This window comes from Candidatus Nitrospira neomarina, assembly GCF_032051675.1.
In the GTDB taxonomy this organism is placed as follows: Bacteria; Nitrospirota; Nitrospiria; order Nitrospirales; family UBA8639; genus Nitrospira_E; species Nitrospira_E neomarina.
In genome coordinates, this window is record NZ_CP116968.1 from 1,911,154 (window position 1) to 1,926,730 (window position 15,577).

A 15,577-nucleotide genomic window follows, 5' to 3' on the forward strand; every position below is an offset into this window, starting at 1 on the left:
TCTGTTCGTAAAACACGCCTCGGGATTTCTCGCCCTGATTTGTAAACTCCGTTTTTATTCGACGGATTTCTATCCGCCCAAAGCTCAGCGGAATCTTCTGAGATCGGCAAAAATCAACGTTCTTTAATGAGTTTAAAGCTCATTCACCAAACTGCAGACCCATAAAAATCGCCTTCTCCAGACGTTCAAATCAGAAAAGATAATTTAATAATTGTCGAGATAAGTCAAGGAAAGATTTGTGTTTTCTTTGAAAATATTCGAGGCCGAAACCAAACACTTGAATCCACCTGGGCTTTGTTCAAGCACGAAAGCAATCGTCCAGCTGGGCACAGATTCTTCGCCGGTGGCTCAGAATGACAATTCAGCTGAAAACTCCGACGCCTGCCGCCCGTCCCCATGATCGAACGCGATTTCTCTTGGGGGGCTTGTCCGAGCCCCGCGAGTCAGCCCTCCATAATTAAGGGCCTATGGTTTCAGCAGGCTCTCCTGGACTTATGGTGAGGCCGAGCAATGCAGCCGACACCGGAGAAAAGGCACTGAAAAAAATCTTGCGTTGGGCGCGGCTGAGTCTCTGGCCAAATCCGGCTGTCTGGCGAACTTGTTTGAGCCATTTGACAAAACTCAGGTCAGGTTACACGAATTGATCCGCCCTCCACGGGGGGGCAGGATTGCGAACCAGTCATTCGCGGTCGGATTGCGCAAGATGGTAGGCGGCAGTTGCAGCTAAAGGTTGGGCAGTATTTGGATTAAAGCAGAAACGTGGGTCGTGGCCAAGTCGCGAACTTCAACCACGAGGTCCGCAACTCGTACTCGGTTCGCGCCGACCTGCAGCTTGAGCCTCTCGTCCAGGCAGGAAGAACCAATCGACATAGAGAAATGGCGGGAAAGCCTGCGGTGCGTAAGTGGATGACGCGCATCCTTCAATTTTGTAAGTCCCGGATCGTCAAGGACACCTTCCAGCCATTGGACGGCCTCCTTCGGCAGCTTTCTAAAAAGCGCCTGCTCCTTCAACCGGTCAACCTCAAAGCTGCCGAGATCGAGTTCTCTTTCCTTTGAGTGCTTGCATATCGCGCGACCGAGAGCTGCGGCGCAAAGGTCGAGGGCGGTCATCGAAGTACCCGCAGCCCACCGTGCATGAGGTACATCAATGACGTCTGGGTTGTGGGTACCGAGGACTGAGCGGCTGGAATCGTAGGAAGCATGGATATCAGCCAGATAGTATAGCGCATCCACCGCAGACACAGCCCAACCAAGAAGTGCCCCCGCTTCGGGCGCGGCATGGCGCTTTTCGAACGCAGCAATGATCCTGGAGCGCTCAGTTGGCCAAGTGAAAGGCGGCATAGGACTAATTCGGGCTATCAATGATTAGGCGAATCTGCAAAGCACCACCTTCATGAATGAGTTCATCATTCATTCACTGAACTGCAGGCCCATCATTATAGTCTCCTCTTTACGTTTAAATAAGAGATGATAATTTAATAATCGATGAAATATGTCAAGGAAAGATTCGTGCCTGTTCGAAAGTTACTCGAGGCCGAAACCAAACGCTTAGATCCCCTCAGCCTCCTTTTCAAATCGAAAAACCAATGTCGGCCTAGGCATAGATTCTTCGCCGTTGCCTCAGAATGACAAAAATGAGATCTCCGAAGTCCGCCGGCTGGCCCACGGGAGGGAAGCTCTCACCCAACACAATAACAGTTGAACACAATGTGGTGCTTTGTTGCGTGGATCGGGAGCAGCGAAGTGTTGGGCGAATATTACTACTGGCTATGGTCGAGGATCTTGGAATAGGAACGAACTACAAGACTTGGGTAGCCGGTATCGAGACACGCGGGATGACCCGAGCCCAGTCATCGCTTCGCAGGCACGTGAGTGACCTTTGTAACGGGACGGACGCCTTTCGTGGCGTAGACGATGTTGACATAGATCAACGCCTGCAGTGTTCCGGCCCCTATGCCAGAATCCGCGGTGGTTTGGAAGGAGGCCGTCGCGGTCACACCTTCAAGGACATTTCCTGGACCCGTGCATTCAACAAATTTACCGGAGCGGGTGGCCGTCCATCGTGGCACGTCTACCATCAGATTGGTGGTAGTAATATCTGTATCGATGGGTCCGACATGAAATGAGTTGATCTCCGAGTGCAGCCCAGTCACCTCATACGTCCATACGAGGTTATTCTGATCCGATGTCGGTACAGGTCCTAAGGGGTCGTGAGTGACAGAGGCCGCCTGGTCTTTGGCTCTTTTTTCATTGCGAATAATGAAGGCGAGAGAACCAGCCATTACAGCGCCCCCGACCAGGACTATGGTGAGACTGACTAGTAAGCCCATGAGAGCCTCCTCTTCGATTCCATAGAATGAGACGCCACACCATCTTTATTTGCCATATAGAGGGTGTTTCGGAGCTTCCAAGAAGCACATGCATTTGCTTCTCCCTCGACTACGGTACTGCTGCCGATTAGTTCGCCGGTCGTCAGAATGCTTTCGAAATTCTGTCGTGCCTCCTTTCGTCTTTTCCTCAGGTCAAGTACGTGAGTTTTGAATTAGCCTGTGACCTTTTTCTTGGACGAGTCAAAAACCCGTTCGACGGAGGGAAGATTCATCCAGTAAATCCTCTAACCCTTCGAGCTAGAAGTATCCTTAAATAATCATAAAAATTTGTCAACAATAAATAATTTGAGAGTGAAAGTTTTCCTGGTTTGAAAACTTACGAAGGTAGCCCGTCTCCCCTCCTTCGCCTCCGATCAATCCGATTCGGCCGGGCAGGGCGTCAATGGGTTTGGCCACTTTTGCCGAAACAAAAGGACCTCGGCTGCCGGGCCGAACCCCGGCAATACGGAACATCACCCCGACACCAACTCAGCGCGAATAAGTATGTGTTGAGGTACGAAGTTGTTCCCCTAGTTCGACGCCTGCCACCCGTCCCATGATCAGACGCTCTTGTTCTCGACGGGCTTGTCTGAGCGCAGCGAGTTAGCCCGTCTCCCCTTTCTGCGCGTCCGAGCAATCTAATGAGACGGGTGGGGCGTCAATGGTTTTGCCCACTTTTGCCGAAACAAAAGTGGGTCGGCCGCCGGGACGAAACCCGGCATCTATCGTATTTCAGGAGTCGGCAGAAATTTTTTCTAAGACTTTTTGAAAGAGGCGCTCCACCCGCTCACTGGAAAAGACGACTTCATAGGGCCTATACGCAGGGCAAAGCCGTACCTGCCGAGCGTGAGTATTCATCATGGCAAGAGTGAACCGACACCCGCAGCAGCGGATCTGGGGAGCCCCAATCAGGGTTGGAACGCATTTCGGAATTGGGTACCCGTGACTTGCTAAATTTGTATATGGTGATAATATACAGGAACCCTTGACTCACCATGATTGACTGGACGCCAATAATCGGTTTTGACTGGGATGAGGGCAATGCTCGCAAGAGTGCCGATAAGCATGATGTCAGTCAGCCTGAGGCTGAGCAAGCATTTCTTAACCGGCCTTTGTTGGTATCGCCTGATACACTGCACAGCCAACGAGAGCCGCGCTATCATGCGCTAGGGACAACCGACAACAAGCGGCAGCTTCACCTGACCTTTACTGTACGGTCTAGTACTGCCGGTATGTTAATTCGGATCATTTCAGCCCGTGATATGCACCGCAAAGAGAGGGCCAAATATGAACAAACGAAAAAAAATTCCTGAGTTCAAAAGTGAAGCTGAAGAACGTGCGTTCTGGGAAAGTCATGACTCCAGCGAGTATATAGAATGGGATAAGGCTCAGGCTGCCTCTTTCCCAAATCTGAAGCTGTCAACAAAAACCATCTCGCTCCGGCTTCCAGAGGGACTGCTGGATCGTATAAAAATTGAGGCTAACAAACGCGATGTACCGTATCAATCCCTTATCAAAACCTGGCTGTCGGAAGATGTTAAAACCCGCTAACAACGGTCCTCACGGTTTTTCGGTGGGGTGAGGTCTCCTGACCGAATCCGGCTCGTTTTCACTACCTACGACACCCTCTGCTGACTTCTGCATGCCCACCCGAAACAAGCCTCCGCTCTGTGCGAACAGCAGGCAGATCTCCTTGCGAGAGAAAACTTAGTGGTCATGCGTGTCTGCCTTAACCGCGTCACCGAAGGCAAATTACCACTCGTTCCAGATGTATCACACCTAAAATGACCCCACCTCTGAAGCCATGGCCAAGGGTTAGGGTCTGAAAATATTCCTTTGGTCCGACGCCTGCCGCCCGTCCCAATGATCGGACACTGTTGTTCTTGACGGGCTTGTGTGAGCCCTGCGAATTAACCCCTCTCCCCCCTTCTTCGCGTCCGATCAATCCGATTCGGCCTGGCGGGGCGTCACTGGGTTTGGCCACTTTGACTGAAACCAAAGTGGCTCGCCTGCAGGGGCGAGACCCGGCAACACAAAACCTCATGCCGACACCAACTCAGGGGTTAAAGGAAGTGTTGAGGTACGAGTTTGTTCCCCTGGTCCGACGCCTGTCACCCGTCCCATGATCGGACGCTCTTATTCTCGACGGGCTTGTCTGAGCGCAGCGAGTTAGCCCGTCTCCCCTTTCTGCGCGTCCGAGCAATCTAATGAGACGGGTGGGGCGTCACTTGGTTTTGGGTCCTTTTGCCAAAACAAAAGGACCTCGGCTGCCTGGACGAAACCCGGCAAACTTTCCAAAAACTGTAAGACTGACAAACGAAAAGAAAAATAATTAAAAGACTCTACCTCCCCTAACCCCGCCTTACAAAGGCGGGGGATCTGCAAAGAAAAGATTGCCATTTTAAGACCATAGCTATGATCAAGAGTTGAAGCTTCCGGTTGATTCTTCTTGGCCTACGATGCGGGGATATCCCCGCATCCACTCATTCGTCCCCGCAATCCCCGCAAATCGAGCAATGCCACATCACGCCTAAGCCACTGTTTTACAACACCTTTTCCATTTCATCGTCGTGGCAAGCCCCTTGCGATAGGAGGGTTTCAACAATCGCATTCGCAACCGGAAAGGAGGTGAACATTCAGAGGGGCCAAATGGCGGATTTTCAAATGAGTTCGCAAAACAAGACGACCGGAAATACCAACGACAACTTACCAACTTCACAAGGAGACAGCCATGAACGTGAAAATTTCTCAGCCAACCACACCACAGCATCACACGGAGACCCAAGCCCCTGCGACCGAAGCCGGTCCATCGGACACCAAAGAGATTATCTACCTCGCCTCCGGGTTACTCATCCTGGTCTTGGGGATAGGCGGCCTCTTGATGTATTCCGAGGAAACGCCCCTGCCTGCAACCGCTTCCCAGGGAATGGATAAGGCGCAAATGGCGAGTGCATTTACCTCTTCTTCCGAACGCCAACCCGCTTCTGACGAACCCCTGGCATTGAGCCAGGCCTTGGCTGAAGAGCCAGTGACCAATACGATCATCCCGATCACCGGAATGGCTGTGAGCCAACCACTGGAGGAAACAGATGTCTATTTTGGGTTTAACGAGTCGACCTTGTCCGATGAGGCAAAGGACAGACTTCAAACCCGAATGGAGAACAGGCCGGAGGGATGGAGCGGCACCCTCCGCATCGTGGGCCATACCGATGCTCAGGGGCCGGATGCCTACAACCGTGCCTTGGGGCTCAAGCGAGCCCAGTCTGTCAAAGCCTTTTTGATGTCTCTTGGCGTGGCTGAGAATGACGTCCAGGTAGACACGTTGGGGAAAGACGGATCGATCTGTCAGGAAGAAACGCCGGAATGTTTTGAACAAAACCGGCGGGCACATGTCGCCTTGCTTCCCGCTTCCACACCAGAAGGAGAATACCTCCACCTGTCGATGACTCCTGCCGACACTGAAAGCCCGGCCGGTGAAGAACTCGTTCTGACCACTGACGAATCACCCATCGTCTCTTCGGACTCTGAAGTCTCCTTCCAGGAGGACGTTCAAGAGGAATCGGTCTCTTCCGATCCACTCCTCACTGTCGAATCCCTTCCGTAAGACTCTCACCCCGGGTTGGCTCACCCTGCTGTGGGTCGGCCCGGGCCCGCCCTGACGGACAGTGTTAGCCCTCACCCTTCATGACGATAAAGGAGCCGGTATGAATTACTGGAAGCAAATTCTTCTGCCTCTTGCATTTTGGCTCACCGGCAGTGTGGTGGATTGCCTGAGTCTTCCTCCCGTGTCCGCTCAACCACCGGAACCTGACGTTACTACACCCTCTCAACAGGCCGGACCGGACATACCTCATGGCTTGTCGATTCGCCCCATGTCGGGAGGACCCTTTCTCCCCGCCCCCACCGTCTCCACCCATGTCACCACGACCATCAGCGCGCTGATCGTTCGCACCAACGTCTCACAAACCTTTTACAATCCCAGCTCAGAATGGGCTGAGGGCATCTATGTCTTTCCGTTACCCGACCAGGCGGCCGTCGATCACCTGCGCATGCGGATCGGCGAGCGGGTGATTGAAGGAATCATTCAAGAACGGGCCGAAGCCAAGAACACATTTGAACAGGCCAAGCGCAAGGGACAGCGCGCCAGTCTCCTGGAGCAGGAACGATCCAATGTGTTTACCGCGTCCGTCGCGAATCTTGCGCCGGGTGAACCCATCATCGTGGACATTGAATATCAGGATACGGTCCGGTACGACCAGGGCCGATTTTCTCTCCGATTTCCGATGGTGGTCGGGCCACGCTATATTCCCGGCACTCCCCTGTCGATGGTCGAAGCGCAATCCCAGACGACCGGCGTGGGATGGGCCGTCAATACCGATCAGGTTCCCGATGCATCACGGATCACGCCGCCGGTACAACATCCCGGCGAAGGCCCCCTCAATCCCCTCACCTTGCAGATCGATCTGGCACCCGGCTTTCTTCTTGATCGCGTGGAGTCCCCCACTCACCCCATTCAGGTTGACACCCATTCCAACGGACGCACGCACATCACGCTGGCCGACCCTTCCACCTTTGCCGATCGCGACTTCGAATTGGCCTGGACTCCGCACGCTTCCCATGAAGCCCAAACACAACTGTTTCTAGAAGAACACGGCGGCGACACCTACGGTCTGATGTTTTTCCTGCCGCCACAACTCATCGAAACCGGGCCGGGTGATATGCCGCGTGAAGTCCTCTTTGTGATCGACACGTCAGGATCCATGGCCGGCACATCCCTCGTGCAAGCCAAAGCCGCACTGAAACAGGCCGTGTCCCGGCTGACTCCCACGGACCGATTCAACATCATTCAGTTCAATTCCATCACGAAACAGTTATTTCCATTGGCCGTGCCGGCTGACACCCGCGCAATTCAACGCGCGCTTTCGTATGTGAGAAGCCTTCAAGCTGAGGGCGGGACGGAAATGCTTCCGGCTGTGGTTCAAGCATTGTCTCATCAAAAAGAAGAACAGCTCTCTCTCAGGCAGGTGATCTTTATCACCGACGGGTTGATCGGCAATGAGAAGGAACTCTTCGCAACCCTTCACCGCCTGCTCGGCCAGACCCGCTTGTTTACTGTGGGTATCGGCTCGGCTCCCAACGGACATTTCATGCGAAAGGCCGCTCAACACGGCCGGGGCACCTTTACCTACATCGGCACCACGCAAGAGGTGCAAGACAAGATGCATCGCCTGTTTGTCAAACTCGAACAACCCGCCTTTCTCAATCTTGAACTGGAAGGTTCCACCGATGGGGCATGGGATCTCCTTCCGGTTCCACTGCCTGATGTGTATGCGGGCGAACCGCTGATGGCAGCGTTTCGAACAACAACCACTCCCGCCCATCTGACAATTTCCGGGACGCACGGAACCGTTCCATGGAAAAGGGTCCTGCCGTTCGCAGCCGGGCTCTCCCGGTCGGGCATTGCGGTCCATTGGGCCAGGCAGAAAATTTCCCAACTCATGGGTCAACAGGCCTCATCACCCCAACCTGATCAATCCGAACCGCAAACGGAACTCCGACAGGCTGTCATCGACGTGGCCACTAGACATCATCTGGTCAGTCGCTACACCAGTCTGGTGGCCGTAGAAACCACCCCTGCTCGTTCTGAACATCGCCCTCTCCACTCCCATGCCATGAAAGCTAACCTTCCGCATGGCATGCAATACGAGGCCATCTTTGGCTGGCCGCAAACCGCCACACCGTCCACGCTCTATCTCCTGGTAGGAATTTTCATGGTTTGGGTGGGATGGTTATGGACGCGACAACAAGCCGCACGAATGTGACACCCCATACGAGTCGGGTGTTGGCTGGCGTGTTGTTGGTTCTGGGAGTCTGGTTAATCGAACAGGGACTGTGGATTTCCGTGAAGGCCATTGCCGCCCAATGGTTCTTGCAACAGGCCTGGGCACAGACTCTTAAGACACAACAGCCCGCTAAGCCCTGGCCGTGGGCGGATACCTGGCCGGTCGGACGATTGCTCGTTCCGCGACACGGCATCGACCAGATCATCCTGGCCGATGCCAGTGGACGATCGTTAGCGTTCGGGCCGGGGCAGGTCGGGCATGGCGCTTTTCCTGACGGAACTCAGTTATTGATCCTGAGCGGTCACCGGGACACACATTTCTCTTTCTTGCGGAAGGTGCAACCGGGAGAGTTCATGATTGTGCACACCGTTCAGGGAAATCGGCTCGCGTATAGAGTGGAAGACACCACAATTTTGAATAGTCGAACGGATCAACTATTCAATAATCCATCCGATGACAGCCTGATCCTCATCACCTGTTACCCCTTCGATGCGGTTCTGCCCGGAGGACCGTTGCGGTATGTGGTCAGGGCAGAACAGGTACCTTCAGAAGTCCTGTCGTCAACAGCGAGTCAATAAATCCCACGATAGGGGATAACGCATACTGGTCTAAAAATGTGCGCTAAGACACCTGTCCAGACCATATCTAGACCTCAACTTCACCAGCGTATTGTACAACGGGATTACACAAGATTTTTTGAGTTAATTTTCACTACGCCATGACATAACGTGATCATGAAGCAAGATAGTTCTCCATAGGATTATTGGAAGAAAGCGAAATCAGACACTAATTCGAAACCGCCGGAGTTATGTACTATCCGGCCAGCTCTTGCCTTTTGCGCTTCTCGAAATCATCCGCAAGCTGGTCAGCTTTCCCGGCATCTATCACTTGTTTCGCTTTTTGAAATACCTCGTTTTCTTCTTCATCCATATGATGGTCTAGTTCATTCTTAAGCTTTTCAAATTTCTGAATCCAGCCACCTGTGCCCATATCCATCTCGTCCAGTTCTTTGATGGCATCGTCGGTCTTTTTGTGCTCGCTCACACTGTGGCGGGCTTTTTCCTGCGCATCCGGCTTTCCGAGCAGCGTAGCATAGAAGGACTGCTCTTCCGCGTTGGCGTGGGCGACAGTTTCAGGCTTGAATTGATCCCATAGTGAGCGTCGGTCAGCGCTGTCGCCGGTTGTGCCCATGATTTCCTTGGCCAATTGACGGTGCTTCTCATGGTCTTGGGTCAGACGTTCGTAGATATTCATAATTTGTTGCTCCTTTAAGATTGTAACTGGTTTGTTTTTTCCGCATCCCCGTCCATGTGAGGGAGAACGGTAACCCTAGCCTTGCCACCGCTATTACCCAACGCATCGGGGAACTCGCCGCCCACGCAATTTTGTTATCCTACCACTCGTGGGGCTTTTGATATGCAGATATGTTCTCCGAACATAGCTGACATTTGTACAGACCCCGTTCACTATGTCCTCTGCGTCAGTCTCTATAGAGAATCACCAGTTTCTTGGTCTTCTCCCGTATCGGCCGGTATAACACCTAAAATGCACCTGATGGCCGAGTTTCTTCACACCAGACTCCCACCACCTGAGACATAATGCTGGCCAGGTTTAAGTTCATGACCCTGGCGTAGAGCGAATTCGTGGGCCCTTTGGTCACCAAATGGATGATCGTCACCCGAGGTGGGCACATACGCATCTTCCAACGGCAAAAATCGTTAAATACGGATATGAAGACGGGATTGAGTAAAGGGGAAGGAAAGTTTCCACAACTTGGGGAAAGGTCCACCACAGCGAGGGGTAATTCCCTTTTCATTAAGACGCGGCTTCACGGTCACCAGAACATCGGACACGATCGTCACCAAGTCCACGTCTTGGAAACCGAAATCACTTTTACCTATCCTCGAGTAGTCCAATAAGGTGTTCTGTTGATCAGGCCCTCCGTACGAGATGACAAATCCATAATGACCTGGCATTTTTGACGCCCCTCCTCACCGTGCACGCGGCCATAGTCCTACCAGAAACCGGAATAGTTGGTATCCTCCGCCAGGGTTCCTACCAGGTTTTCTCTCGATATTCCTACGATACAGTAAATAATATTGCAGTAAGGTGATGGAGAGTAATTACAAGAAACAACAGGACACTCGGGAGCGGGGAAAAACGACAATCTTCCGCACCCGATTTGAAGAGCAGCGGTTTTCCACTCATTAATTGAGAGGATGATGTCATGTCAAAACATATTTTTGTTGTCGGCCTCGATGAGTTCAACCTGGCGTTGCTCACACCGATTGGCCAAAAAAAGTCACTAACCTTTCATCCTCTCTCACGGGCTCATGAGGTGAAACGGCGCGAGAGTTATCACCCGGAAAAATTGTTGCAGGAAGCTGAGCGCATTCTTGACTCGTTTCCGGGGACCGTTGATGCGATTGTAGGATATTGGGATTTCCCCACCACGTGTCTCGTCCCCCTGTTGAATCAAAAACGGGGCATGCCGGGGCCTTCGATGACAAGCGTATTGAAATGTGAACATAAGTATTGGAGCCGATTGGAGCAACGCCAGGTGCTTACTGATATTCCGGAATTTTGCGCGGTCAATCCTTTTGAGCCCGATGCCCAATCGCAGGTGACCCTGGCCTATCCCTTCTGGATTAAGCCCGTTAAAGCGTTTGCCTCGCAGTTAGGCTATCGCATTCATGATGACCGGGAATTTCAGGAAAAGGTGGAGATCATTCGCCAGGGAATTCACAAATTTGCCAAACCGTTTAATTTCTTTCTTAATCACATCACGCTTCCACCATCAGTGGCGGGTATTGGAGGCGACTACTGTATCGCCGAAGCCCTGGTGTCAGGACGGCAATGTACCTTGGAGGGCTATGTCTATAAAAACCAGGTCGAGGTCTATGGGGTGATTGATTCTATTAGAGAGAGCAACCGATCCACGTTTAGCAGATATCAATATCCGTCGCATTTGCCGCAAGAGGTGCAAACACGAATGAAGGCTGCGGCGCAGGCGATCATGCTTCATCTCGGCTATGACCAGGCACCCTTTAATATGGAATTTTTTTACGACGAATCGAACGACCGCCTGTGGCTACTGGAAATCAATCCCCGTATTTCCCAATCGCATTGCGAAATTTTTCGCAAAGTGGACGGAGCCTCCCATTTCGAAGTCATGATCGATCTGGCTCTTGGCAAGAAGCCCGAATTTCCGCACCGGCAAGGGGAGTTCGGCTGTGCGGCAAAAATTTTTCTCCGCAAACATGAAGATGCCGTCGTGAAGCGAGTGCCGAATGATGAGCAGATCACGCGATTGAATGAACAATTTCCGGACGCTCTCGTGAATATTCATGTCAAAGAAGGCATGCGACTCTCCGAATTGACTAATCAGGAAAGTTACAGTTATGAATTGGGGTATATCTTTTTGGGAGCCAAAAATGAACAGGACCTGCTGGAGAAGTACCACCAATGCCTGGACTATTTACCCTTCGAATATTCTTCTTAGCCCGATAGCCCTATTCCCGAAAGGGAACTCTATTCGCATCTGTTAATGGCAGGAACTTTCAAAACCGTCCATTCGTTCCCGTATCCCGTTCGTGAGATGGATCATGTCTGGATCCCGATGTCGGACGGCATTCGCTTGGCCGCCAGAATCTGGCTCCCGGAGCAGAGCGAAGCCAATCCGGTTCCCGGAATTTTAGAATACATCCCCTATCGTAAACGCGATGGCACCGCCCATCGGGATTCCGTCACGCATCCCTATGTAGCCGGCCATGGCTATGCCTGTGTCCGCGTGGATTTACGGGGAAGCGGCGACTCCGAAGGCATTTTGACGGACGAGTATATCCATCAGGAACAGCAGGATGGATTGGAAGTTTTGCAATGGATCGCCAATCAACCGTGGTGCACCGGCTCGGTCGGCATGATGGGCATTTCCTGGGGCGGATTCAATGCGCTGCAAATTGCAGCCCACCGCCCGCCGGAACTCAAAGCCATCATTACGGTTTGTTCCACCGATGATCGATACGCCGATGACATTCATCATATGGGAGGCTGTCTCCTGGGCGACAACCTCTCCTGGGCCTCCACGATGTTCGCCTATAATAGCTGCCCGCCCGATCCTGAATTAGTGGGAGACAGATGGAAAGAATTATGGCTTGAGCGATTACAACACAGCGGTCTTTGGTTGGACACCTGGCTTCGTCATCAGCGGCGCGATGAGTACTGGAAGCAGGGGTCAATTTGTGAAGATTTTTCGGCCATCACCTGTCCGGTCTTTGCTGTCAGCGGATGGGCGGACGGATATTCTAACGCCGTGTTCCGGCTTCTGGCTCACCTCAAGGGTCCCCGCAAGGGTTTGATTGGACCGTGGGGGCATAAATATCCTCATCTCGGTGTCCCGGGTCCGGCCATCGGATTTCTTCAGGAATCCCTGCGGTGGTGGGATCAGTGGTTGAAACAGATTGATACGGGTATTGTAGAGGAACCGATGTTTCGCGGTTGGATGCAGGAGAGTGTCCCTCCCACCACCTATTATGAAGAGCGGCCGGGACGTTGGATTGGGGAACCGACATGGCCGTCATCCTCCATTGCCTCCCAATCCTACCCTTTGGCAGTCGGGAGGCTTGCCAATGCCGATGAGCAAATTTCTGAGCAGGCTTTGAGCATTCAATCTCCCTTAAGTGTGGGGTTGTTTGCCGGCAAATGGTGTTCCTATGCGGCCGGTCCGGACCTGGCACATGATCAGCGGGAGGAAGACGGCGGAGCCCTCGTGTTTGATAGCGCCCCTTTAAAGGAGACGATTGAAATTCTTGGGGCACCTGTTGTGGAGCTGGATCTGCAAGCCAATAAACCCATCGCGTTGGTGGCCGTACGATTGTCGGATGTGGCGGAAGATGGTAAGGCCACTCGTGTCACATATGGATTGCTCAACCTGACTCATCGAAACAGCAACGAACATCCGGAGTATTTGAAGCCGGACGAACGATATCGGGTTCGTGTGCAGCTCAATGATACCGCGCAGGGTTTTCCGCTCGGGCACCGTCTCCGTCTCTCGATTTCTACTTCGTACTGGCCGTTGGCCTGGCCGCCTCCTGAACCAGTCCGTCTGACCGTCTATACCGGGGTTAGCAGGTTATCCATCCCTGTTCGCCAGCCGCGAACTTCCGACAGGCAATTGAGAAAATTCGGTGAACCGGAGGGGGCGCCACCGTTGGCCACAACCTTAATCGAGCCTGAACGTCATAACTGGCGGGTCATTCGGGACCTGGCAAAGGATGAGTCCACTCTGGAAGTCGTGAATGACAGAGGTATTGTCCGATTAGATGACATTGATCTTGAAGTGCAGAATAATGCCGTTGAAACCTACACGTATCAGGCCGATGATTTTTCATCTGTGAGAGGAGAAACGTATTGGGTCCGGAGTTTCACACGTCGTGATTGGTCAGTGAAAACCATCACCCGTACCGTCCTGACGTCCACACCGACCCATTTCCATCTTCGGGCGAATCTGGATGCCTACGAAGGCGATACCAGAGTATATTGCACCAGCTGGGATCAGACCATCCCGCGGGATTATGTCTAGCAGGATTTTAGAACACCCGTTCGTACTTTGCCATCGAACTCCACTGGCCTGAAAGGAGGTAATAAAATAATTGCAAGACTGAAGTCTTGCCTGCACCATTCTCTCCAACTAAAAAAGTGTGTTGTCTTGCAGCTTCAAATCGAGATCTCTGAAACCATGCAGCTTCTTGATTCCAAACCGCGTGATCTACGTCATTATTTGAACCCTCTCCTTTGGGATGGGGATCGCTATACCCCCTAGCAAATGCTTGCTCATTTCTTTTGCCCACTCTAGGGACCTACTCTGCGCGCCATCTAGCTACTAGCAATCTCACTGGCGTCTTTGCAGGATGCCATTCTTGCTTGAGAATTAATCCGTGTCTTGATGTTTGATGAACACCCGGTGAGGAGCAGTGCGCACATACACAAGGCATGCGGTCGATACATCGGGTCCTCCTCACATGCGCCGGGTGTGAAATGTGAAGGGGGCTGTTGAAAAAATCCGCCAGCGGCGTTCTCGCCATTTTTCCGTGCTCACGTACTGGAAGTACGCTCTGCGCGCAAAAATGACTGCGGCCTTCCCTTCGGTATGACTCAGGGCAGGACTGGACGAACTTTTTCGAACCGCCCCGAGGCCTCTAATATGCAACGTGCCTGTGGGTCAATATGCCCGTGGAAATTGTTTTTATTCAACACTCACTGGGCTTCATCCGGTGCCGGTGCACATCCTGCCGAGTGAGGTGAGATCCTATCGTGCCTGGGAGCCCGCCACCACGTCGCCTATGATCGCGCCGATCTCGGGATGCCCAGGACCGCAAGCAAGATGCTGCCCTAGCCGCTCAAAGCCCGTTATCCCTCACAACCATCCCTTCCGCTTAAAATACCAATATGGAGCGATTCCGGATAACACCATGGCGCATACGGCCAGAGGGTATCCCCACCACCAATGCAGTTCCGGCATCACATCGAAATTCATCCCGTAGATGCTGGCAATCAAGGTCGGGGGCAGAAAGACCACGGCGGCGATGGAAAAGGTCTTGATAATCTGGTTTTGTTCGATATTAATCAACCCCATGGCCGCATTCATTAAGAAATTGACCTTTTCAAACAGAAAGGTGTTGTGGGGGAGCAGAGAATCGATATCGCGCAAGATTTCGCGAATCCAATCGCGTACCGTTTCGTCTCCTCGCCCTCGCCGCAGGAGGAAGGCCAAAGCGCGTTGCGTATCCATCAAACACAGCCGGACCTTTCCACTGACATCTTCCTGTCTGGTCAGCGAATCGATCGCCCCATGCAGATTTCTGCCCTCTTTCGCCAGTACCGTTTGACTGATGGTTTCCAATGCCAAATGTGTGGCTTCCAACTGGTCGGCCAGATGTTCAATTTTCAGTTCAAACAAAGCCAGAAGAACCGACAATGGATCCCGGATCAGATCCGATTCATGTCGGGCTCTTCGCCGCATCAGACGAAACAACGGGATGGGATGATCGTGTAAGGTAATGATGCAATTGTCTTTGATCGTAAAGGCCACCGCCCTCGTGGTGGCACGATGATCTTCTTCCTGAAAAAAGAATGAATAGATATGGAGGCTATCCTCTCCTTCATTGACACGGGCACTGGCTTCAATTTCCCGCACCTCTTTGCTGGTGGGAAGAGGTTGCTCGTACAAAGTCTCAATGATTTGCCGTTCGTCGTCCGTCGGGGCAGTGAGATCGATCCACATGGCCACGTGAAGAGTATTGGAAAGCTCCGGGACGGGCAAAGCCTGGAACTTTCCATCATGTAAGGCATACGCGTTGATCAATG

The 15,577-nt window shown here is 52.5% G+C and carries 12 protein-coding genes; 7 read left to right on the plus strand and 5 right to left on the minus strand.

Translation table 11 applies throughout. The features are described from left to right. Positions 1–723: 723 nt before the first annotated feature. Both PQG83_RS08505 and PQG83_RS08510 read right to left on the minus strand, forming a co-directional pair. Positions 724–1,341 carry a hypothetical protein gene (locus tag PQG83_RS08505; protein ID WP_312748485.1) on the minus strand — a complete coding sequence of 206 codons (618 nt, stop codon included), beginning with the start codon at positions 1,339–1,341 and terminating at the stop codon, positions 724–726. 509 nt (positions 1,342–1,850) lie between these two features. After that, complete coding sequence (locus PQG83_RS08510) at positions 1,851–2,330, minus strand: hypothetical protein (protein ID WP_312748487.1); 480 nt, start codon at positions 2,328–2,330, stop codon at positions 1,851–1,853. 1,034 nt (positions 2,331–3,364) lie between these two features. On the opposite strand from PQG83_RS08510, the gene PQG83_RS08515 reads away from it, so the two are divergent. The 5 genes from PQG83_RS08515 (at position 3,365) to PQG83_RS08535 (ending at position 8,790) form a co-directional block, all read left to right on the plus strand. Continuing rightward, positions 3,365–3,682 (plus strand): BrnT family toxin, encoded by a 318-nt coding sequence (locus PQG83_RS08515; RefSeq protein WP_312748489.1) that lies wholly within the window; start codon positions 3,365–3,367, stop codon positions 3,680–3,682. Further along, the gene (locus PQG83_RS08520; RefSeq protein ID WP_312748491.1) at positions 3,657–3,920 is read left to right on the plus strand and encodes a BrnA antitoxin family protein; all 264 of its coding nucleotides are present in this window, start codon (positions 3,657–3,659) and stop codon (positions 3,918–3,920) included. The genes PQG83_RS08515 and PQG83_RS08520 overlap by 26 nt, the downstream gene beginning before the upstream one ends. Positions 3,921–5,100: 1,180 nt before the next feature. After that, complete coding sequence (locus tag PQG83_RS08525; protein WP_312748493.1) at positions 5,101–5,973, plus strand: OmpA family protein; 873 nt, start codon at positions 5,101–5,103, stop codon at positions 5,971–5,973. Positions 5,974–6,073: 100 nt separating this feature from the next. Further along, positions 6,074–8,191, plus strand: a complete 2,118-nt coding sequence (locus PQG83_RS08530) for a marine proteobacterial sortase target protein (protein WP_312748495.1) — start codon at positions 6,074–6,076, stop codon at positions 8,189–8,191. Continuing rightward, on the plus strand, positions 8,161–8,790 hold the full coding sequence (locus tag PQG83_RS08535; RefSeq protein WP_312748496.1) for a class GN sortase: 630 nt from the start codon (positions 8,161–8,163) through the stop codon (positions 8,788–8,790). The genes PQG83_RS08530 and PQG83_RS08535 overlap by 31 nt, the downstream gene beginning before the upstream one ends. A gap of 235 nt (positions 8,791–9,025) precedes the next feature. Here the strand turns inward: PQG83_RS08535 and PQG83_RS08540 are convergent, their stop codons facing one another. Both PQG83_RS08540 and PQG83_RS08545 read right to left on the minus strand, forming a co-directional pair. Continuing rightward, the gene (locus PQG83_RS08540; protein WP_312748498.1) at positions 9,026–9,466 is read right to left on the minus strand and encodes a hemerythrin domain-containing protein; all 441 of its coding nucleotides are present in this window, start codon (positions 9,464–9,466) and stop codon (positions 9,026–9,028) included. A gap of 464 nt (positions 9,467–9,930) precedes the next feature. Then, complete coding sequence (locus PQG83_RS08545) at positions 9,931–10,188, minus strand: hypothetical protein (protein WP_312748500.1); 258 nt, start codon at positions 10,186–10,188, stop codon at positions 9,931–9,933. A gap of 251 nt (positions 10,189–10,439) precedes the next feature. On the opposite strand from PQG83_RS08545, the gene PQG83_RS08550 reads away from it, so the two are divergent. Both PQG83_RS08550 and PQG83_RS08555 read left to right on the plus strand, forming a co-directional pair. Further along, positions 10,440–11,714 (plus strand): ATP-grasp domain-containing protein, encoded by a 1,275-nt coding sequence (locus PQG83_RS08550; RefSeq protein WP_312748502.1) that lies wholly within the window; start codon positions 10,440–10,442, stop codon positions 11,712–11,714. Positions 11,715–11,759: 45 nt separating this feature from the next. Then, the gene (locus PQG83_RS08555; RefSeq protein ID WP_376753557.1) at positions 11,760–13,793 is read left to right on the plus strand and encodes a CocE/NonD family hydrolase; all 2,034 of its coding nucleotides are present in this window, start codon (positions 11,760–11,762) and stop codon (positions 13,791–13,793) included. An 834-nt stretch (positions 13,794–14,627) separates the two neighbouring features. On the opposite strand, the gene corA is transcribed toward PQG83_RS08555, so the two are convergent. Further along, positions 14,628–15,575: a magnesium/cobalt transporter CorA gene (gene corA / locus PQG83_RS08560; RefSeq protein ID WP_312748505.1), complete on the minus strand. Its 948-nt coding sequence runs from the start codon at positions 15,573–15,575 to the stop codon at positions 14,628–14,630. Positions 15,576–15,577: the final 2 nt, after the last annotated feature.